This window comes from Nitrobacter hamburgensis X14 (assembly GCF_000013885.1).
Taxonomy (GTDB): Bacteria; Pseudomonadota; Alphaproteobacteria; order Rhizobiales; family Xanthobacteraceae; genus Nitrobacter; species Nitrobacter hamburgensis.
Window position 1 is genome coordinate 16,851 of sequence record NC_007960.1, and the last position, 21,788, is coordinate 38,638.

Annotated in this window: 15 protein-coding genes and 2 pseudogenes; 9 read left to right on the forward strand and 8 right to left on the reverse strand. The window is 59.9% G+C overall.

What is annotated here, in order from left to right; translation table 11 throughout:
* Positions 1–151: 151 nt before the first annotated feature.
* The 6 genes and pseudogenes from NHAM_RS22300 to NHAM_RS22325 form a co-directional block, all read right to left on the reverse strand.
* Complete coding sequence (locus NHAM_RS22300; protein ID WP_011505187.1) at positions 152–1,273, reverse strand: glycoside hydrolase family 130 protein; 1,122 nt, start codon at positions 1,271–1,273, stop codon at positions 152–154.
* Positions 1,266–2,042 carry an HAD-IIB family hydrolase gene (locus tag NHAM_RS22305; RefSeq protein WP_011505186.1) on the reverse strand — a complete coding sequence of 259 codons (777 nt, stop codon included), beginning with the start codon at positions 2,040–2,042 and terminating at the stop codon, positions 1,266–1,268. The genes NHAM_RS22300 and NHAM_RS22305 overlap by 8 nt, the downstream gene beginning before the upstream one ends.
* Positions 2,039–5,305 (reverse strand): beta-phosphoglucomutase family hydrolase, encoded by a 3,267-nt coding sequence (locus NHAM_RS22310; RefSeq protein WP_011505185.1) that lies wholly within the window; start codon positions 5,303–5,305, stop codon positions 2,039–2,041. The genes NHAM_RS22305 and NHAM_RS22310 overlap by 4 nt, the downstream gene beginning before the upstream one ends.
* Positions 5,306–5,437: 132 nt before the next feature.
* Entirely contained in the window at positions 5,438–6,388 is a 951-nt protein-coding gene (gene glk / locus NHAM_RS22315; RefSeq protein ID WP_011505184.1) for a glucokinase, read from the reverse strand.
* Between the two features lie 178 nt (positions 6,389–6,566).
* Complete coding sequence (locus NHAM_RS22320) at positions 6,567–7,805, reverse strand: acetate/propionate family kinase (protein ID WP_011505183.1); 1,239 nt, start codon at positions 7,803–7,805, stop codon at positions 6,567–6,569.
* A gap of 55 nt (positions 7,806–7,860) precedes the next feature.
* A pseudogene (locus tag NHAM_RS22325) lies at positions 7,861–8,320 on the reverse strand (CBS domain-containing protein).
* 810 nt (positions 8,321–9,130) lie between these two features.
* Here NHAM_RS22325 and NHAM_RS22335 point away from each other — a divergent pair.
* The 3 genes and pseudogenes from NHAM_RS22335 (at position 9,131) to mgtA (ending at position 13,243) form a co-directional block, all read left to right on the forward strand.
* Positions 9,131–9,819, forward strand: a pseudogene (locus NHAM_RS22335) (helix-turn-helix domain-containing protein).
* 111 nt (positions 9,820–9,930) lie between these two features.
* The gene (locus tag NHAM_RS22340; protein ID WP_011505179.1) at positions 9,931–10,566 is read left to right on the forward strand and encodes a VIT1/CCC1 transporter family protein; all 636 of its coding nucleotides are present in this window, start codon (positions 9,931–9,933) and stop codon (positions 10,564–10,566) included.
* A gap of 127 nt (positions 10,567–10,693) precedes the next feature.
* Positions 10,694–13,243, forward strand: coding sequence for a magnesium-translocating P-type ATPase (gene mgtA / locus NHAM_RS22345; RefSeq protein ID WP_041359620.1), 2,550 nt, complete (start codon positions 10,694–10,696; stop codon positions 13,241–13,243).
* 426 nt (positions 13,244–13,669) lie between these two features.
* Here mgtA and NHAM_RS22350 read toward each other — a convergent pair whose 3' ends face one another.
* Positions 13,670–14,476, reverse strand: coding sequence for a nucleoside phosphorylase (locus NHAM_RS22350; RefSeq protein ID WP_011505177.1), 807 nt, complete (start codon positions 14,474–14,476; stop codon positions 13,670–13,672).
* Positions 14,477–14,513: 37 nt separating this feature from the next.
* Between NHAM_RS22350 and NHAM_RS22355 the strand changes: the two genes are divergently transcribed.
* The gene (locus tag NHAM_RS22355) at positions 14,514–15,134 is read left to right on the forward strand and encodes a class I SAM-dependent methyltransferase (protein ID WP_011505176.1); all 621 of its coding nucleotides are present in this window, start codon (positions 14,514–14,516) and stop codon (positions 15,132–15,134) included.
* 62 nt (positions 15,135–15,196) lie between these two features.
* On the opposite strand, the gene NHAM_RS22360 is transcribed toward NHAM_RS22355, so the two are convergent.
* A complete protein-coding gene (locus NHAM_RS22360; RefSeq protein ID WP_011505175.1) occupies positions 15,197–17,653 on the reverse strand; it encodes a heavy metal translocating P-type ATPase in 2,457 nt (818 codons plus the stop codon).
* A 53-nt stretch (positions 17,654–17,706) separates the two neighbouring features.
* On the opposite strand from NHAM_RS22360, the gene NHAM_RS22365 reads away from it, so the two are divergent.
* From NHAM_RS22365 to NHAM_RS22385, 5 genes are all read left to right on the forward strand, one after another.
* Positions 17,707–17,982 (forward strand): metal-sensitive transcriptional regulator, encoded by a 276-nt coding sequence (locus NHAM_RS22365; RefSeq protein WP_011505174.1) that lies wholly within the window; start codon positions 17,707–17,709, stop codon positions 17,980–17,982.
* Positions 17,983–18,068: 86 nt separating this feature from the next.
* Positions 18,069–18,545 (forward strand): hypothetical protein, encoded by a 477-nt coding sequence (locus NHAM_RS22370; RefSeq protein WP_011505173.1) that lies wholly within the window; start codon positions 18,069–18,071, stop codon positions 18,543–18,545.
* An 80-nt stretch (positions 18,546–18,625) separates the two neighbouring features.
* A complete protein-coding gene (locus NHAM_RS22375) occupies positions 18,626–18,925 on the forward strand; it encodes a hypothetical protein (RefSeq protein ID WP_041359624.1) in 300 nt (99 codons plus the stop codon).
* Between the two features lie 9 nt (positions 18,926–18,934).
* Positions 18,935–20,392, forward strand: a complete 1,458-nt coding sequence (locus tag NHAM_RS22380; protein ID WP_011505171.1) for a TolC family protein — start codon at positions 18,935–18,937, stop codon at positions 20,390–20,392.
* 11 nt (positions 20,393–20,403) lie between these two features.
* Entirely contained in the window at positions 20,404–21,783 is a 1,380-nt protein-coding gene (locus NHAM_RS22385) for a multicopper oxidase family protein (protein ID WP_011505170.1), read from the forward strand.
* Positions 21,784–21,788: the final 5 nt, after the last annotated feature.

Genomic DNA, 21,788 nt, shown 5'->3' on the forward strand with positions numbered 1-21,788 from the left:
GACTGAGCTTGCAATTATGATTTCGTCGGTGCGAACGGTGCGCCGTGACTTGAGATAGTCCGGGTAGGCCCGTAACGGACTTCTGCTCGAACCTTGGTAACGGCAACTGGCCGTCACATGTCTCCATGGGCTCTTTCAGCGTCGTCGCCGATTAAAGTTCTAAAAGCTTCACTGGTGGCAGATCCTTCAGCCCATCTGACGGTAGGTGCTTCGGTATGTCGAGTCTCGCCACACCGATCCGGTTGTCTGCCATCCCATAGTAAACGTCGAAGCGATCGGGTGACCCGAGATCGTCTCGCCGATCGATGCCGGTGGGGAATACGACGTTGGCGACGATCCCTTGGCGTTCCTGCGGCAATTCCGGTATCAGCACCGGCTCCGGCGAACGAAAGCGAATAACTTGAGGATGCTCCTCCGAAAGCACCAGCACTCCAGCCGAGTAACACAGCAGCTTGCGTGGAAACCCGGGAGCGGCCGAAAGCTCGCTGACGCCGTGGTAAATTGTCAGCCAACCGTGACGGGTCAGGATGGGTGGGGTACCACCGCCGATTTTAAGCCGTTCCCAGGCAGCCATTGGGGCGGCCAGGCGGTGATGCGAGCCGAAATGACTGAGATGAAAGGGTTCACAGTCTGCCAGGGCCGTCGAGCAATAGGAAATCCAGATGCTTTCGCGGTCGAGATCCACCAAGCCGGACCCAGGACGGCGTAACGTTTCCTCCGGGCGTGTTCCTGGAAACAACGGCCGCTGTAGGATGGCCATTGAGAGCTGTCCCGATGGATCTGGTATAGCGACAGGGAAGACGCTGGCGTCCTTGTTGTCCACGCCTTCGAACTCAATGCCCTCATACGGTCGGAAGGTAGCCAACCCCAGGCGTTGCCAGCGGAACAAGTTTTCGGATATTGCCAGCGCGATCCGTGGGCCGTTCGGGGAATGCGCAGTGTAAGTCATGACGTAACGTCGGAGCGGCTCGACAAACGTGATACGCGGATCTTCGCAGCCGCCGGTACCGTCCGACCGCAGTTCGTAATCCATTTCAGGTTCAAGTGCGATACCGAGTCGCTCGACCCCGACCGGATCACCGATCTCATTGAACAAAACCCGCGCTATACCGATGCGGGAGTGGTTACCCCGCGCGACCAGCCGCGGAAAAAGGTAAAGCTGACCGTCCGGACCACGCGCGGCGGCTGGGTTCAGGACGCCTTCGGCTTCCAGAGGATTACCTGGCTCCGGTTCCATCAACAGTCCAAGACGCCGCAATTGGAAATCACTCATTGCGTCGGCTCACTTGGTCGCGCTTGCTGTCTAAACAAGCAATGATGGCTTCGATAACCCGTTTCGTCTCATTGGGATCCCTGACCTGGATAGAAACAACCCCTGCTTCCTTGGCCGGATAGTCGTTTCCGCCGGGGAACAAGGCATCCCCGATAAAGATCATCTCGCTGATTGCGACGCCCAGAATGTCTCGGAGTTTTTTAATCCCGTAGGCTTTGTCGATGCCCTGCTTGGTGACATCCACGGAAGTCGTTCCACCCAAGCGCACGGAAAACTCGGGAATAGAGTTATCAAGGAATGCTTTTATCTGCTTTCGCTTGGAAAAATCCGGGTCCCACTTCTTCTTCTCTTCCAAGGGAGCCTCCTGACCTAGCGCGGAGAAAGTGATCTGACTTTCTCGGTCCTCAATCGGCTCCCCCCAGACCATTTCGGCGTTGAAGCCCAATGCTCCAACCGCCTGGTGCAAGGAACCAATAATTTTCGTCTTCTCCTCATCGGTGAAGTTTTCCGAATAGAGTTCTTCCCAGGCTGAACCGTATCTGTAGAACTTCGTTCCGCACGTCGGGAGGAGGGATAGGTTCTCAAGATTTGCATCGCGGGGGAGATTCGAAACCAATTGCCTTTCGAATTGTGGCCAGTTTCCGCCGGAAATGACCGCGACTTTGACGATGCTAAGAAGGTCGCGCAGAAGTGCCGACATTTCGTCATCAAGCGACGATTTGCTTTCAGCAATTGTACCATCCAGGTCGAAAACGATCAGCGTTTTCATCGATACTCCGCTTCACCGCTATCACCTAGGCGGTCATGGAGTCTCGCGCGTCCGTCGGCGGGCTCCTTTTCGACAATTTCGCTATCCGCCGCGTTGCCGTTCAATTGAAATACACGGGTAGTACCGCCAAGGAACTCGCAGAGCTTGCCGTCGATACACAAGGAAATCGGTGCCGCTGCATCGTCATGCCCGTGGACCGTGAGTGAGTCGCGCGTCAGCCGCAGATCGAGTGAATGCCCGCGGTACCGGATAGACATGTCGAGGCGCTCTATTTCCTGCGGCAATTCCGGGTTGAGTCGCAGAACATCGCCTCTTACTTCGATACCAGTTGATACGCGCTGCATTAGATCGACAGTTCCCGCCATGGCGCCGAGGTGGATGCCCTCTGCGGTGGTGCCCTGCTGGATGTCACTCACGTCGCTCTGGAGCGCTTCCGCGAAGAAGTCCATGGCGCGCTGCCGGTCGGAACGCGCCAGCACCCAGGCATGCACCACACGGCACAGCGTGGAGCCATGAGACGAGCGCGCGGCGTAATAGGCGACGTTTCGCGGGATGGTTTCATATTCGAACGGATATCCCAGACGCTCGAACAACTCGCCGATTTCCTCGGCAGAAAACAGGTAGAACAACATCAGCACGTCGGCCTGTTTTGAGAGCTTGTAGCGGTTGGCGCTGTCGTTCTCCATTTCGAGGATAAGATCGAGACGCTGAATATTGCCGTACCGGGCTCGGTAGTCCTCCCAATCAAACTCACGCAATTTTTCGTAGCCCTCGAACTGGCTGATGATGCCGTCATCATGGAACGGTACATACATCTTGCGGCTGATATCGCCCCAGCGCGCGATTTCCTCCGCTGATAAACCAAGTTGGGTCGTGAGCTCGGCGCGCCGTACCTTTGACAGCAGATCGTGCACCTCCAGCGCCCGGCACAGCACCCATACGGCCATGATGTTCGAATAAGCGTTGTTGTTGAGGCCGGGCGTTGCCGAATCCGGCGTGCCATCGTGAAACTCGTCGGGACCCATCACGCCGCGGATCTCATAGCGCCCACGCACGTCATCGAAGGTCGCGATACTCGACCAGAAGCAGGCGATATCGAGGATCAACTCCGCGCCGTAGGAATTGAGAAACTCGACGTCGTGAGTGACCTGGAAGTACTGCCAGACGTTATAAGCGATGGCGCTCCCTACGTGACGCTGCAAGTAGGAGTTATCCGGCACCCAGCGCTGCGAGCGTGGATTCAGGTTGAGCGCCTGGGTCTCCTCCTGACCATCGCTTCCACTCTGCCAGGGGAACATCGCGCCCTTGTATCCGGCTGCAATGGCGGCCGCGCGCGCTTCGCCAAGGCGCCGGTAACGGTACATCAGAAGTGATCGGGTGATTTCTGGCATTCGATAATTGAAAAAGGGGAAGATAAACAGTTCATCCCAGAATACATGGCCCTGATACGCCTCGCCGGTCCAGCCCCGCGCGGGCACGCCGATATCGATTCCGATGGAGTTGGGCGATACGGCTTGCAGCAGGTGAAACATGTCCAACCGCAGTAGCATCTGGACGTTCATCCTGAACCCGGGTTCGGCGGGCTGGATATGTACGTCGAAGCGGTGCCAAAGGTGTCTCCATGCGAGCACATGGTCCGCCATCAAGGCATCGAAGCGACCCACGCGCGCAATAGCCTTGCGTGCCTCCAGCGCGCACTCTGAAATGGCTTGATCGCGCGAGGTATAGAAAGAGGCCAGCTTCTCCAGCACCAGCCTTTCGCCTTGTTTGACGTCGATTTTCAGTTCCTGCCCGATGTATCCCGGTTCTTCGATGACCCGGCGTTGGACCGTAAGAATCTGTCCGTCGAGGAACGCTCGCGTTCGTGCCGCCTGCGCGACATGAATATTCGACTGGCAGGTGCGAACCTGCAGGCACATGCTGTCCTCGTCAACAACCTCGCTCGTCAGCGGTTCCAAGTGCTTGTTGTTGAACTTGCGGTATAGCTTCGCGCCCGCGTTGATGACGCGTCCGTCGATCGCCGAACGCACCGTGACGCATGCCGACCAGTTGTCGGCGGTCAGCGTCAGTTCCAGCGCGCCAAGATGCATGCTGCCCATCGATATCAGGCGTCGTTCCTTGAGCGTACTGCGCCGCCCCTCGGCGTCTTCGAAGCCGACGCTTCGCAACAGCATGCCGTTCCGCAGATCAAGCTCCTGGTGGTAGGACAGGAGTTTGACGGTTCGCGCATCGAACCAGTCCTGCTCGGCCATGCGAAACTCGAGCGCGAGCCAGTTCGGGCAATTCACGAGATCCTCGCTCTCGACCACGCGGCTGGCGATGTTGGTGCGTAACCGATTGTAGCCGCCGGCGAGGTAGGTCCCCGGATAGTGAATGTCATTCGCGATCGGCCCGGCGGCGGCGCCTCGCGTCGCGAAATAGCCATTCCCCAAGGTGCATAAGGCTTCGCGGATACCCTCTTGCGCCGGGTCGAAGCCCTCATACGCCAGTGACCACGTGGAAGGGGGTTCCACTGCGACCTGGACTTGCGCCAGATCGGTCACGACAACATCGGCGCCGGCATCGCGCAGCGCCATCGCATGTCCGCTGCGATCCACGCCGATGACGCAGCCGAACCGGCCGGCGTGACCGGCCGCCACACCAACGATGGCGTCCTCCACGACGACGCCACGCGAAGCTTCAGCCCCGACGCGCCGTGCCGCCTCCAGAAAAGCATCCGGTGCCGGCTTACCCGTAAGTTTCAGACGAGTGATGTCCGTCCCGTCCACTCGCGCGTCGAACAGTTGCGTTATACCGGCAGCCTCGAGCACCTCCGCGCAGTTAACGCTGGAGGACACGACAGCAGTCTTGATCTCCAGCGCCCGGAGTTTGCGCACCAGCGCGACCGAGGTTTCATAGGGATCGACGCCGTCCCGCTTAAGGTGTTCCAGGAAATACCGGTCCTTCAGATTGCCGAGTGCGTGGACGCTTTGCACCTCGGCGCCGTCTTCGGGTGTACCCAGCGGCAATTCGATCCGGCGTGATTTGAGGAAGGATGCCACGCCGTCGTAACGCGACTTGCCGTCGACGTAACGTGGGTAATCGGCGTCGATATCAAAGGGGACGAATGGCTCGCCTGACTGGGTGGCGTGCTGCTCGAGAAACCCGTCGAACAGCTTTTTCCAGGCCGATGCATGCACGGTTGCCGTCCTGGTCAGCACTCCATCAAGATCGAATAGAACCGCGTCGTAGTCCCGCGGGGAAAGTGTGATGACGACTTGCATCGTGCCTCCGGCTTGGCGCGCGTTTTGCAGTGCTTTCGGACGGCGGGCGTCCGATACGTCGAACCCGCCAAACTTCGCCTTCCACTTGTAGCGCGCAGTGTCGCTGATACTTTTGCCTGCAGCTCGGCGACGTCACGGCTCAAGTGGAAGATTGGCAAGACCTAGAAGCGCGGGCGATTCCTCTAGAATAAGGAGAGTCGGAATTCTGCGAAGATAGTCTTGGAACCGACCCTTGTCTTCGAAACGGTCCCGAAACGGAGAGGAGGCAAATGCCTCCTTGAAGCGGAGCAGAATCCCACCTGCGATGTAGATGCCACCCGTTGCGCCTATGGTGAGCGCTAGATCGCCGGCCACTGTCCCCAGCATTGAACAGAAAACCTCGAATGCTTTCACGCAGGTCGGATCGCTTCCCCGCATTGCCCGATCGGTCACATCTGCCGGCGATAACGGATCAGGACGTTTGCCTTCTATTGAACAGAGTGCCTGATAGAGATTCACCAGGCCCGCGCCCGAGAGTGCGCGCTCCGCCGAGACATGCGGCCAATGGGTTCGAAGTACTTCAACGATGAGACTTTCCGCTTGCGTAGCCGGCGGCAACGTCGAATGTCCGCCTTCGCCAGGTAGCAAGATCCATCTGCCGGCGTCCGGAACCAGCGCGCTAACCCCGAGACCAGTACCGGGTCCGATGACGCCGACCGGGCCGCTCGTCTTCGATTGAGGCGGTCCTATCGGATAGCAGTCGGCTTCCGGGAGATAAGGAACCGACATTGCGGTAGCGGCGAAATCGTTGACAACGACGAGTGAGCTCATACCCAAGTCGGCCTTGAGTGCGGTTATTGAGAAAGACCAGTTGAGGTTGGTCAGTTTCACCTCATCTCCGGACACAGGACCGGCAACTGCAAGCGCTCCTCTGGTGGGTCGCAGGTCGCGAGGCAGCGCAGCCAAATACTCGCCGAGTGCGTCCTTCAAGGCAGCGTATTTGCTCACGCTCAGATGCTGAAGCTCACTGTACTTTCCGCGTTCTGCGACAGCGAATCGGGCGTAGGTCCCGCCGATGTCGCCGATTACCCGCAAGGCGGTCATGCTTTTCCCCATTCAGCGTGATGTATGCCGCGAGAATGGCGATGACTCCCGTGATCGCGAATGACACGGAGTTCGCGTCTGCATTGGCCATGGTAATCGCTCGTCGCTGCTCGCCGCGGAAAGGAGAGGGAAAGGGAACCATCGGCGTCACACAGTTTGAGGGTCGTTGCGTTTGTATTCATCCTTCAACTGGCTTTCCATCATCGAGACCGAAGAGGCGTACCACTGACCTCGCAATCATGATTTCTTCGTCGGTGCGAATGACACGCACCGCGACCCGACCACCGTCAGTCGAAATCAAGGACGCGTTCTTCGCGTTGCGCTTTTGGTCCAGTTCGATGTCAAGAAAGCCGAGTCCGTCGCATATCCGCTCCCGAATGAGTGCCGCGTTTTCGCCGATGCCTCCTGCGAAGACGAGCGTATCCAATCCACCGAGCGCCGCGGCGAAAGACCCAATCCATTTCTTGGCCTGATAGCAGAACAGCGCCACGGCTTCTGCCGCGCGAACGTCGTCGGATTCCCTTGCGAGCAAATCGCGCAAGTCGGAACTGATCTCGGAAACTCCAAGCAGTCCGGACGCTTGGTTCACCATTTCCCAAAAGTGCGACGCGCTCATTTGTTCGGTGCGCGCCAGGTAGGAGACCAGTCCCGGATCCAGATCCCCCGAGCGGCTACTCATCACCAATCCGGACGTTGGTGTGAAGCCCATGCTAGTGTCGATGCTGTTACCGTCGCGCACGGCGGCCAGGCTCGCGCCGTTGCCGAGATGAGCCAGGATCACGCGACCCTTTGTTGCCGCCGGGTCGCCGAGACGTGCGAGTTCCTCCATGAGAAATTCATAAGACAAACCGTGGAAGCCATAACGTCGAACGCCCGCCGCCTCGTACCGTCGAGGAATTGGCAGCAGACTGGCGACCCGCGGCATGGTGCGGTGAAACGCGGTATCAAAGCACGCCACCTGAGGCAGTGCAGGGTGGTGTTGACGAAAGGCCTCTATCGACTCGATTTCAAGCGGCAGATGGTCCGGGTCATACGGCATGATGCGGTGCAATTCATCAAGCAACTCCGGAGTAACCCGCTCTGGTTCGCTGTGCGTCATCCCGTGTACCACTCGGTGTCCTATGGCTTTGACTGAAGCGAACGCCTGCTGCGTTTCGAGCCAATCCAATAGAAAGCCGACGGCCGAATGGCGATCGCTGGCATCGATGGCGTGACTGTTCTGCGATTGTCCGGTGGCATCCTTGAAGGTAAAATTCGTACCGCTCAGACCGATACGATCCACCTTCCCATCCAGCAGCCGCCGTAGCGGCTCGCCCACATCAAACAGCGCGAACCTGATGCTGGACGAGCCGCCGTTTATCGCTAAAAGAGAATACGGCCCGCGGCGTGCCTCCAAGGCTTTGGTGGGTATGGCCAACTGATGAACCTTTCAACTAACTATCGAGGAGCATGTCGGATCGCCTACCGTCAGCTCAAAGTAATGTTACTCTTCGAACGTCGTTGTTTGGGTTGTCGGTGCAGCGCGCCAACGCTCGCATAATATCTTCGCGTGAAATGATTCCGACCCAGTCGATGATCCGCTTCAATCACCGGAATACTCTTGATACGATGATCGACTATGAGTTGCAGCACCCGCGTAAGCCTGGTTGTCTCGTTAACGTAGATGAATTCTGGCGTCATCACGTCAGCAACTGTTCGATTCATCAATTCGTCATAACGTGGAACCATTTGACCCGGTCTGAACGCAAAGCAACTCAGAAAATCAAATTTCGTGACTAGGCCCAAAACTCGCGCGTGTTCCTCGACCGGATAGGCATTGAAGTCGTTGCTTTCGAACAGGAGGTTGAGTTCGCGCATTGTAACCTGACGCGTCACGGTCTTGACCGGGCACGTCATATAATTCGCGACTAGTCCCTCAAGAAATTCGTACATGAACACGATCAATCGCTGGCTCGTTAGAGCGGCACGTGCAGAGTCTTCGCGCCAACTACCCTGCCTGGTCGCTCGCTCGTACCTTAACTTCTGGCGTGGGGACAAAGTTAATTAAGATCAAGGCGCAACCGGGGAGCCAGCTTTAATTTGCGGGTTGCAGCAGCAAGTTCGAAAGCCAGGTCTGGTTCGCCCCTGATGAGGTGCGCGGTCAAAGAAATTTACCGAGCTCCGAGCACGCACTGGCCGATGGCAGGGACTTGAACCACTAACCTGTTCTGACGGCAGGGATGGTTGACTTGCTACCCACCTGCTCTCATCTTCGAGGAATATCACTCGTTGCGCTTTGCGAATTTACTTCAGCCGTCTCAATTGCTTATGCTTTATGCTGGGCGAGGCTGAACTCTTCGCGGGCGGGGGCTGACTACTTTATTGCGTGGAGTTTCAGAGCAACCTGTGAGCAAGAAGATCAAGAGAAGGAATAGGGGAGGTGACTACAATTCGGCCCTCGTTCGATGCCTCAGCTCCGATCAACGTTTGCGGTTTGCAATCGACCAAGCTGGCGTCGGAACATGGGACTTGGACTTGGCGACGCAGGAACTTTTTTTCTCCGATAGGACAAGAGCCCTTTTCGGTCTGTCTGCCTTCAAAAACCTATTGTTGGATGACTTCCACGCTTCCCTAGGGGCGGGGTATCGAGGCCAAAGCGACCTCCGGTGACTACTTAGGGAATGTGCCTTAAGGTATCGAGCGAAATTTCAATGGATAGTGATCCCAAGTAGAAACAGCCATCCGCCGACGAGGAGATGGCAAATGTTGACCCAACCACTCAGTGCGCCCGTTATTCCCACCAAGTTCAGCAAGATACCCAGCGCTGCGGCCGATGAATTTTGTTCGGTCACCGGCCATGCCGGCCTTGTGGCGACGGAATTCTCCTACAGCAAAGATGCAGAAATATACGGCGAAGAGGAACTTGGCGAGTACGTCTATCAGATAGTCCGCGGCGCCGTTCGAACTTACAAACTGCTTTCCGATGGTCGGCGCCAGATCGGCGCGTTTCATCTGCCTGGCGACTTTTTCGGACTGGAATCAGGTCCGGTCCATCGTCTAACGGCAGAAGCCATCATCGATACCACGGTTCGTCTGGTGACACGTCGAGGGCTAGAAAAGGCAGCGGTTACCGATGTCCAGGTTGCTCGAAGCCTTTGGGCAATGACGTCCTCAGACCTTCGGCATGCCGAAGATCATATGCTTCTTCTCGGACGAAAGAACGCGAAGGAACGCGTCGCCACGTTTCTGCTGGAGATGGACGGTCGTCTCGCTGGCACGGGGATGATGGCGCTTCCAATGTGCCGGCGGGACATAGGCGATTATCTGGGTCTTACCCTTGAAACAGTTTCGCGAACGCTTTCGCAGTTTCATAGTCAGGAGTGCTGGGGTTTTCGGGGGCCCGCCAAATTTTGCTTCGCAACCGCGAGCGTCTCCAGCATATGGATGCGTGAAAATAAGGGGTCGTTCGTGTGCCAGACCGAGAAGCGGCTGTTCCATCAAGAAAGGCTCTACACGACAAGGAACGACACCGCACCGAACGCATCGGCTGGCTGCGCGCAGCGGTGTTAGGCGCGAACGATGGTATCGTTTCGACGGCAAGTCTGGTGCTCGGTGTCGCCGCCGCGCACGGGAGCCGCAGCAACGTGTTGGTCGCCGGGGTCGCCGGCCTGGTCGCAGGGGCCATGGCGATGGCTGCGGGTGAGTACGTATCTGTCCACTCGCAGGCCGACACCGAAAAGGCCGAACTCAAGCGGGAGCTCGCGGAACTCAAAGCTGACGACAAGGGAGAACATGAGGAACTGACTGCGATCTACGTCGCTCGCGGCCTCGATCCTTTGCTCGCGAAGCAGGTCGCCGATCAACTCATGGCCCATGATGCAATAGGCGCGCATGCCCGCGACGAACTTGGGGTCACCGAGACGCTCCGGGCGCGTCCGATTCAAGCTGCGTTCGCGTCGGCTCTTAGCTTCGCTGTTGGAGCAGCCATGCCTCTCTTAACCGCTGCCTCCGTCCCGGAGGCGAGTCTGATTATCCTTGTCCCTGCAACTTCACTAATGTTCCTCGCACTTTTGGGGGCGCTGGCGGCGGGCGCGGGCGGCGCCGGTTTGGCGGTGGGCGCAATACGCGTCACGTTCTGGGGTGCGCTGGCCATGGGACTGACCGCTGGCGTCGGGGCCTTATTCGGAACAGTAGTGTGAGCAGGGCCAACCGAGGACGATACGTTCGTGCTGGGGTGACGAAATCGAGACCTTCGGGGAAGATCTTGGTCTCGCAAATCGGGACGATCACGCCGCTTCCACATCGTTGCATGATCGGCGAAGCCAGATGAAAACGGTCGACAATCCCCTCGCGGAAAAACATACGGACAGCCTCGACAGGTTCTGGACCCAGACGCCAGAAGTTATCTCGACCACGCTTCATTGCGGGTTGGAAGGCTTGAGTTCGAGCGACGCCGAGCAAAGACTCGCTCAATATGGACCCAATAGCGACGCCGAAGCCAAGGCCGACAGTCTGTTGCGCGCAATCTTCCGTCGATTGCTCGAGCCCCTGTCGTTAATCCTGCTCGCTGCGGGCATCATTTCTGTTGTTACCGGCGATGCGATCGGCGGGTCAATCATTGTTGCGATCCTGGCGCTCTCGATCGGGCTCGACACCGTGCAGGAAGGACATGCGGTCAGGACCGCGGATATCCTGCGGCGATCGGTGGCGCTCAAGGCTGAAGTCAAACGCGATGGAACCTTCCATCAGATCGAGGTGGAAAGAGTCGTTCCCGGCGATATCCTGCGCGTGCGGGCCGGGGATATCATTCCGGCTGACGCGCTGATCCTCCAGAGCACGGCCTGCACGACCGGCGAGGCAGCCTTGACTGGAGAACCTTATCCCATCGAGAAGCGCGCTGGCGTAGTCACGGGAACGAACGCAGGCGAAGCATCGAATACATTGTTCCGCGGTGCTGTGGCGCAGACCGGAGAAGCGATCGCGCTTGCAGTCAATACGGGACGCGCGACTGTGTTCGGGGCTGCGGCGTCCGCTCTGGCACAGGCTCAGGCACCTTCCCCTTTTCAGCGCGATTTACACCAATTTGGCCTCGTGATAGCGCGGTTGACCCTCGCTCTGGTAGTCATCGTTCTCGCGACGCGGGTCCTGTTAGGTCGTCCGGTGCTAGATTCGCTGCTATTCGCCGTGGCGCTGGCCGTCGGACTGACACCTGAACTGTTGCCGATGATCACCACGGTCACACTGTCACGCGGCGCGATGCGGATGGCCGGCCGCAAGGTCATCGTCAAGCGGCTCGCCTCGATCCACGATCTAGGTGCCATGACTGTGCTGTGCACCGACAAGACCGGCACCCTGACCTCCGCCGAGATTACTCTCGCCCGCAGCCTCGATGCTTTTGGAGCCGACGATCCTCGCGCTGCCCGACTCGGTGCCATCGCCGCCGACCTCGGCGGTGATCGCGGTTCACTGGACGCGGCGCTGCTCCGCGGTTCGTCGGCGGCGGCGGGGGGCTGGACACTCCTCGGCCGGCACGCGTTCGATTTCACTCGCCGGTTGGGATCGGTCCTCGCGGCAGGCCCGGACGGCCAGTTGCTGATCGTCAAGGGCGCCCCAGAGGCCGTGCTGGCACTCTGCACCAAACAGCGGCGAGGCAAAGACGTGCTGGCGATGGATGGAAGGGCACGGACCGAGGCAATCGACAGGGTACACGCGCTCGCCCAGAATGGACTTCGTGCCGTTGCCGTTGCCTCGCGTCCTTGGTCGGAAAAGGCCCACGAAGTTGAAGTAGCCGACGAAAACGAACTGGTATTTGAAGGGGTTTGCGCCTTCGCCGATCCGCCCAAACCAACCGCGGCGGCGGCGATCGCACGGCTCGCAAGCGCGGGCGTCAGGCTCAAAATCTTGTCGGGCGACGATCCGATCGTCGTGAAGCGGCTGGCCGGCCTTGTCGGGCTCAATGCCGAGAAGGTTCTCTCCGGCAACGATATCGCCAAATTGAGCGATGAGGCGTTGGCGGTGCAGGTTCAATCCGTCGACGCTTACGGGCGCCTGGCGCCCGACCAGAAGTCTCGGATCGTCAAGGCGCTTCAGTCAAAAGGCGCGGTCGTCGGGTTCCTTGGTGACGGCATCAACGATGCGCCGGGCCTGAAGGCTGCGGACATAGGGCTGTCGGTTGAAGGCGCGACGGGTGTGGCACAGGCTGCGGCAGACATGATCCTGCTCGCGTCGGATTTGGAAGTCGTCGCCGACGGCGTCGAAGAAGGAAGGCGAACCTTCGCCAATATCCTCAAATATGTGCGGATGGGAGCGAGCTCCAATTTCGGGAACATGTTGTCGATGGCGGTGGCCTCCATCGCCTTGCCGTTCCTCCCGATGCTACCGACGCAAATCCTTCTCAACAACTTGCTCTATGACCTGTCCGAGCTGGGAATTCCGTTCGATGGGGTGCGCCCAGAGGCGACGGCGCGGCCTCAGGTCTGGGACATGAGCGGCCTCATTCGGTTCGCGGCGATCATGGGACCGCTCTCTTCGCTATTCGATTTTCTAACCTTCGGTGCACTGGTGTTTGTGTTCAATGCCTCGCCGGCTGAATTCCGAACCACGTGGTTTCTCGAATCGATGGCGACGCAGATCCTCGTCATCTTCATTATCCGCACCAACGGCCGGCCATGGCAGGATCTTCCGCGGCCCGCTCTCGCAGCCTCATCACTAGTAGCGCTGATCGTCGCGATGGTGCTGCCTTTCACACCTGTCGGCGGCTGGTTCGGCTTCGAGGCGCCGCCGCTGGCGATGCTCGTCGGGACCGGCATCATCGTCATCGTCTATTTGGTGTTCGCCGAACTACTGAAGCCGCTGGTCGTGCGCTCTCGGCATTGATCAGCGGCGCCGGCCCAATGGCGACTTGCGCTCCCACCGGGCCGCTGTTGCTCGCCGCCTTGTATTTCCAGGGTGACCGACCGCTTATAGCGTAGAGCGGTCGGTCGTCACGCTCACAACCTGATGTTGATAGTTTCAAATCCTATCCCCGCTTTGAACCTATCTCGCGCCCGAGCTGAATGTTCTGCGACCGAACTAGATTTCGTAGCCGGCGGCAGCGAACGTGCTCTCCAGGCGAGATTCCGGGTCGAAACTCCATAAGAAATCAGCGAGCGGCTGATACGAGAAACTGCCGCGATCCCCGCAGACCCTGCGCCAGCGCTGGATTATTTTTGGTTAGTTTGGGGCAGAAAACGGAAACGGTCATTCAGTTGACAGTTTCGGGGACGGCATCGCGATAGAATGCACGGCAGCGGCCCCCGCACGTTACACCGCAGGTGTATCGATTGTGTGCGAAAGAGCCGCGACCACGCGGTCCAGCATTTTGATGGCGTCCGTCGTGCCATCGGCCTCGCCTTTGTCGAAATCGGCTCCGCCTTGTCCCATTGTATTTGTGACATGGGCGAGGCAGAGAAGCTTTGCGCCCGCCGCCTGGGCGAAAGCGTAGAGTGCGGCTGCCTCCATTTCGACGGCCAATATTCCTTTCAGCTTTGCCGCTCTGATCGCTTCGGCCGTCTCGCGAAACGGTGCATCGGTTGTCCAAGTCGATCCGACCACGACCCGAGGCTCGATTCGCGACGTGGCATCGAATGCCTTCGATACCAGCAGAGGGCAGGCTTCGGCAAATTCGGAAGGCGGAGCATAGTGGTAGCTCGTCCCTTCATCGCGCAGCGCGCGATCGATGATGATGAAATAGGGTGTCGGCCCGCAGGGGACGATCTGTCCCGCCGAAGTCAGACTGATCAGCAGGCGACAACCGCTCGCGAACAGTTCTTCCGCCACCAGAACGGCAGACGGTGCGCCGACCACACGTCCAACGATCCCGATTTCACGGCCGGCGAGCATGAACGTATCCAGCTCGGTGTGATAACATGGCCAAGAGGCGAAGCGCTTGGCCTGACCCGTCTGCCGAAGTTTGCCGACGAGGTCTCCGTCGGGATCCAGCAGGCAGACGGGCGGGACCTGAGAAACGGGAAGATTCTTTTGTCGCCGCGATTCGCGTAGCAAAGCCGATGGCAGGAAAACGGAAGGTGAGGAGGTATTCTTATTGTCAAGGATCGGGGGCGTCGCCATCGGTCGCACCTTGGTCGATTGAGAAGGAACGCAGTTCATGGACGAGATCGATCGGCAAGCCCACTGGGAAAACGTGTACCGCACCAAGCGAGAGTATGAAGTCAGCTGGTTTCAGGAGAACCCGGCGCCATCCCTGGAGCTTATTGCACGTGCCGGCTTGTCCAACGAAGCGGAGATCATCGACATCGGTGGCGGCGCCTCACGCCTGGTTGATGGTCTCATCGACCGCCGGTTTCGCCGCATCACTGTGCTCGATCTCTCGGCGGCCGCCCTTGCCGACGCGAAAACACGTCTTGGCCGCGCCGGCGCCGGGGTAGAATGGGTTGTCGCGGATGTTACGCGATGGCACCCGACGCGTACCTACGATCTCTGGCACGACCGGGCTGCGTTCCATTTCCTGACGGACCCGACTGATCGTGAGGCTTACATTGCGTGCCTCAAAAAGGCCGTCGGCCCAAGCGGGCATGTCGTCATCGGCACGTTTGCGCCGGACGGTCCGGAGCGGTGCAGCGGACTGCGGATCATACGCTATGACGCCGATGCTCTTGCCGCCGTGGTCGGAGCGGAATTTACATTGGTCGATTGTCGGCGGCACGATCATTTGACCCCGGGCGGCAATACGCAGCATTTTCAATTCAGCGTCTTCCAAAGAAATTGAGTCGGTATCGTATACTTGTCCAGCATCGTCACGTTGCGTTCCGCCTTGCGGTCGACCGACGATCAAAGCTTGACCATCCGCAGACGCAGCGCGTTGCCGACCACACTCACCGACGATAGCGCCATGGCCGCTGCGGCGATGATCGGCGACAGCAACAGGCCGAACACTGGATACAGCACGCCGGCCGCGATCGGTATTCCGGCGGCGTTGTAGATGAAGGCGAAGAACAGGTTCTGACGGATGTTGGCCATCGTTGCTTCCGATAGGAGGCGAGCGCGAACGATCCCCCCGAGATCGCCCTTCAACAGGGTTACCCCGGCACTCTCCATGGCGACGTCGGTGCCGGTGCCCATCGCGATTCCGACTTCGGCCGCAGCGAGGGCAGGGGCGTCGTTGACGCCGTCCCCCGCCATGGCGACGATCCGGCCAGCCTTCTGTAGCTTGCTTACGACGGCGCTCTTCTGGTCGGGCAGAACTTCCGCCTCGACCTCCGAGATGCCGAGCCGCTTCGCGACCGCATTGGCCGTCGTCCTGTTGTCTCCGGTCAGCATGATGACCTTGATGCCGTCCGCGGCCAGCGCCCTCAAGGCATCAGGCGTCGATGGTTTGATGGGATCGGCGATCGCGAAGAGTCCCGCCAGCTTTCCGTCGACCGCGATATTGATGACGGTGGCGCCGTCGCCGCGGAGCGCTTCAGCCTGCGCTTCCATCGATTGGGTTTCGACGCCCAGCGACTGCAGGTAACCGACGTTGCCGAGCAATATGTTCTTGCCGTCGACCTTACCCGTCACGCCCTTGCCCGTGGGTGAATCGAATTCCTCCACGTTTGCCAGCGACAGATCGCGCTCTTTGGCGGCGCGAACGATGGCGTCGGCCAGCGGATGCTCGCTGGCGCGCTCGACGCTGGCTGCGAAACGCAGCAGGTCGTCCTCCCGGAATCCGGCGGACGCCACGATGGAGACCACCTTGGGTTTGCCTTCGGTCAGGGTGCCCGTCTTGTCGACCACGAGCGTGTCGATTTTTTCCATGCGTTCGAGCGCTTCGGCGTTCTTGATCAGGACGCCGACCTGTGCACCACGCCCGACACCGACCATGATCGACATCGGGGTCGCCAAGCCGAGGGCGCAAGGACAGGCGATGATCAGCACGCTGACGGCTGCCACCAGACCGAACGCCAGACGAGGCTCGGGACCGACCAGGGCCCAGACGGCGAACGCGACAAGCGCGGCACCGATCACCGCGGGGACGAACCAGCCCGCCACCTGATCGGCGAGGCGCTGGATCGGCGCCCGCGACCGCTGCGCCTGCGCCACCATCTGCACGATCTGCGACAATACCGTATCGCGGCCGACCTTCTCGGCCTGCATCACGAAGCTTCCGGATTGATTGAGCGTTCCTGCGATTACCTTGGCATCGATTTCCTTGGTGACGGGCATGGACTCTCCGGTCACCAGGGATTCATCGACCGATGAACGTCCCTCCAGAATGACACCGTCCACCGGTACCTTTTCGCCGGGACGGACGCGCAATCTGTCGCCGACGTTCAGGCCGTCGAGCGGGACTTCGTGATCGGTGCCATCCTCGGCAACGAGGCGCGCCGTCTTCGGCGCGAGATCGAGCAGAGCCTTGATCGCTCCCGACGTTGCCTCGCGGGCACGCAATTCGAGCACCTGGCCCAGCAGCACCAGGACGGTGATCACCGCCGCCGCTTCGAAATAGACAGCGACGGCGCCGTCATGGCCGCGAAACGCGGGTGGAAAGACCTGCGGGGCGACCGTGGCGACGAGGCTGTAGACGTAAGCCACGCCGGTTCCCATCGCGATGAGGGTGAACATGTTGAGGTTGCGGGTCACCAGCGACTGCCAGCCGCGCACGAAGAACGGCCAACCCGCCCAGATCACGACCGGCGTCGCCGAAACGAGTTGAATCCAGTTCGACAGGGTTTGGTCGACCCAGCCGTGGCCGCCGACCAGATGCCCGCCCATTTCGAGGACGACCGCGGGCAAGGCGAGCACGAGGCCGATCCAGAACCGTCGTGTCATGTCCGCCAGTTCGGGATTCGGCGCGGCGTCCAGCGTTGCCACTTCGGGCTCCAGGGCCATGCCGCAGATCGGGCAGCTGCCGGGCCCGATCTGCCTGATTTCCGGATGCATCGGACAGGTGTAGACGGTGCCTTCCGGAACAGGGTCTTTCGGTGTGGCCTTGGACTTGTCGAGATACGTTTCCGGGGCGGCCGCGAACTTCGTGCGACAGCCTGCCGAACAGAAATGGTAGGTGTGACCTTGGTAATCGAACCGGTGCTTGCTCGACGTCGGATCGACGGTCATCCCGCAAACTGGGTCCACGACCTTTCCGTCTCCCGAAACGGGATGGTGGCGATGCTCGTGAGCGTCGTGATCATGGCCGCCATGACCGTCACCGCAACAAGCTGCTTTGGTTTCGTCGGGGCCCGGTGCCGCGCTTGCCTTCGAGGAGCAGCCGCATTCGCCCTTGGAATTAGCCTTTTCAGGACTGGTCATCTAAGTCTCCTGTGGGGCTTGCCATTCATACCCTGTGGGGGTATATAGGGCGGATGCGCAAAGACATCAAGACATCGTGCCAGAAACGTTTGAGCCGGATTGAAGGCCAGGTCCGCGGCCTCGCCAAGATGGTGGAGGAGGACCGCTACTGCATCGATATCGTAACGCAAATCTCCGCCGTTCGTGCCGCCCTGCGCCGCGTCGAGGAAGAGGTGTTGAAGGACCATGTCGCCCATTGCGTCGAGTATGCGATCGCAAGCGGCGATAAGGCGGATCAGCGCCGCAAGATCGCGGAATTGATGGCGGTGGTCGGACGGGCGGAACGATGAACCTCTCGGTTCCTTCTTGGCGGTAGGAGGATTCGCGACTATGATTCCGAATCCGGGTACGGCAAATCGAAAGCATTGACGCGTTTATGTTGCTCGGACTTACCAGGATGCAACGGCGGAGAGCAGGGTGGTTCATCGCTCTGGCTTATCTGTTTTGCGTGATGGCGCCGACGCTGTCCTTCGCTTTGCCCGGCAGTCAGGCCGCTCCTTATTGTCTGACCGACGAGGATCATGTGCCGGGCATGATCCATATGCATCATGAAGGCGTGATGCATGTCCACAAGGGCGGACATGACCAACATCATTCCGGCGTTCAGACCCACGCGGATTCATCCGCCGATCATGATGCGAAGCCGGTCGCGCTGAAGAGCGACGCCGGTCCGGCTAAGGCGCCGCATTCGGCGGATGGAAAGTGCTGCGGACTGAAGTGCGTCACGGCACTTCCCGCGCCGCTCGTCGCCATGACACAACCGTCGGTGCCGAAGGCCGTCCGGGCGTCCGATCAGTATCGGAAACTGACGGACAATGCGCCCCCGCAGCGCTATCGTCCCCCCATTTCCTGACCTGACAACAGCATGACGCTGTGCCGTGCCCCGTGCGGGGCACGCGCGCCTGTGGTCCATCGTCAGTTCAGGAAACTCTTATGTCAGCGCAGCTTGGGGCGACTGTCGCCGCCGTTGGTTCGGTGGTGCGCGGAATATCCGGAAGAAGACTTGGGACATTCGCAGGGATGGTCGCCGCGGCCATAACGCTCGGCGGCTGCGCGCTACCCCCGGCGCCGCTGATCGGCAGGGACCCCGCAGATCCCGGCGCGAGGACCGCCGGCGTCGGTTACCGGTCGAGCATCGCGCCTTACACCAGCTTCCGTCCGACGGCGCCTTCGGGTTGGACCGAACAGAACCAGCGCGTCACGCCGTCACCGAAGTCTGGCCACGAGCATTAGGAGCACGTCATGAAAATTATCCGTGGCTTGCTGTCGCATCAGAACCTCCTCCGAAACAATCGGTCGCCACTGGTGCTGGCCATCTCCCTTGTTCTTTCCGGTTGCGCGACCTTCTCGCCGGATCAAGGAATGGGCGTCGTCGCCGATATCGCCGACGGCACGATCAAGAAGGACGTGATTGCGATCCGCTCCGTTGACGACGCGCGGCAGGCCGACGACAACGTCAAGCGTCTGCTGCACCGGACGCTCACCGTAGATACCGCGGTTCAGGTCGCGTTGCTCAACAATCGCGGGCTTCAGGCGTCGTATAACGAGTTGGCCCTGGCCGAAGCCGATCGTATCCAGGAAAGCCTGCCGCCCAATCCGACCTTCTCGGTCTCGCGCATTTCGGGTAATGGCGCCACCGAGATCGAGCGCCAAGTCGTGGGAGACATCCTCGCGCTTGCGACGCTGCCGTTCCGATCCGAGATCGCGAAGCAGCGTTTCCGGCAAGCGCAGCTTCGTGCTGTACTGGAAACGCTTCGTCTTGCCGCCGATGTCAGACGTGCTTACTACCGCGCGGTAGCCGCAAACGAACTCGTCGCCCTTCTCAGCGGCGCCAAGGCCACCGCGGAATCCACCGCGCAACTGTCGAAGAAACTTGGCGAAACGGGTTCTCTCAACAAGCTCGATCAGGCACGCGAGCAGGTTTTCTACGCGGAAACCACGGCGGATCTTGCGACGCTGCGTCAGGAAGCAACGAGCTCGCGTGAAGCCTTGGCGCGGCTATTGGGCCTGTGGGACGGCGACCTGAATTTCAAGCTGCCGAGCCACCTGCCGACATTGCCGCCACGTCCACGGGCGTTGCCGCGCATTGAGGTCGACGCCGTTGAACACCGTATCGATCTGCAGGTCGCCCGCATCGAACTCGATGCGCTCGCGAAATCCCTGAACCTCACCGAAGCCAACCGATTCGTCACTATGCTCGATATCGCCGGCATCGATCGTAAGACTCGAGAACCGGAAGGAGCGCCATTCCGGGAACGGGGATTTGACATCCAGTTCCAGATTCCGATCTTCGACGGCGGCGAGGCGAGAGTCCGGCAGGCCGCGGAGACTTACAACCAGGCCTTCAATCGTCTGACCGAAAAGGCCGTCAACGTCCGGTCGGAAGCGCGCGACGCTTACCGCACCTATCGCTCCTCCTATGAAATCGCCAGCCAGTATCAGCGCGAGGTCTTGCCGCTGCGCAAAATCATCACGGAAGAGATGCAGTTGCGCTTCTCGAGCATGCAGGTCGACGTCTTCGCGCTGCTGACGGAAGCGCGTCAACGCATTGCCTCGTTACGTGCGGCGATCGAAGCCAAGCGCGCCTTTTGGTTCGCGCAGTCCGACCTGCAAACCGCCGTCAACGGCGGCGGCAGCGGAGAAGGTCAATCGAAATCCCCGACGACCACCGCCCAGGCGGGCGGCAACGGCGGCCATTGAAGGAGACCAACATGCTATCGCGCAGAGGATTCCTCGGCACGGCAGCGCTGGTGAGCGCCAGCGCAGTAAGCGGCCGCGTCCAGGCGGCGAATATTCCCGAAGCTCCGATGATGGACAAGGCGACGATGCAACCGCCGCTGCATCCGTCGAGCGGCCCGGATTACCGCCCGGTGGTGACGTTGAATGGCTGGTCCCTGCCGTGGCGCATGAACGGCGACTGGAAGGAATTTCATCTCGTCGCCGAGCCGGTCGTGCGTGAATTCGCGCCGGGCATGAAGGCCTTCCTGTGGGGCTATAATGGTCAGGCTCCGGGCCCGACCATCGAGGCCGTCGAGGGCGATAAGGTCCGCATCTTCGTTACCAACAAACTACCGGAACATACCACCGTGCATTGGCACGGCATGATCGTGCCAAACGGCATGGACGGGGTCGGCGGTCTCAATCAGCCGCACATCAAACCCGGCCAGACCTTCGTCTACGAATTCGAGATGCGGAACAGCGGGACCTTCATGTACCACCCGCACTCCGACGAGATGGTGCAGATGGCGATGGGCATGATGGGAATGATCGTCGTGCATCCACGCGACGCGACCTTCCGCCCCGTCGACCGCGACTTCGTCTTCATCATGAGCACCTACGACATCGATCCCGGCACCTATCTGCCCAAAGTCTCCGAGATGACCGATTTCAACATGTGGACCTGGAACAGCCGCGTCTTCCCAGGGATCGATGTGTTGCCTGTTCGTCTAGGAGATCGCGTGCGCGTGCGCATGGGCAATCTCTCCATGACAAGCCATCCGATCCATTTGCACGGGCATCATTTCGCGGTCACTTGCACGGACGGAGGGTGGGTTCCTGAAAGCGCGCAGTGGCCGGAATCCACCGTCAATGTCCCCGTTGGCGCCGTCCGCGCCTTCGACGTGGTGGCGGACAATCCGGGCGACTGGGCGTTTCATTGTCACAAGTCGCATCACACCATGAACGCGATGGGACACAATGTTGCGAACATGATCGGCGTGTCCCCCAAGGATTTAGCCAAAGCGGTTGGAAAGCTCGCGCCGGACGCAATGGCGATGGGATCGAGGGGAATGGCGATGGGCGACATGGAGATGCCGATGCCGGACAATACGCTGATGATGATGACCGGAAGAGGACCATTCGGTCCGATCGAAATGGGTGGGATGTTTACCGTTATGAAGATCCGCGAGGGGCTCGCGCGCGACGATTACAGTGATCCCGGTCCCTACGAGTATCCCGAAGGCACGGTCGCGCACTTGGTCGATGCGCCCGCCGGCCAGGCTCCGCGTCAAGGCAACCCAAAAAAGACCGATCAGCCCGATGAGATGAAGGGGATGAAAGGCATGGATATGAAGGGAATGAAGGGCATGTAGACGCC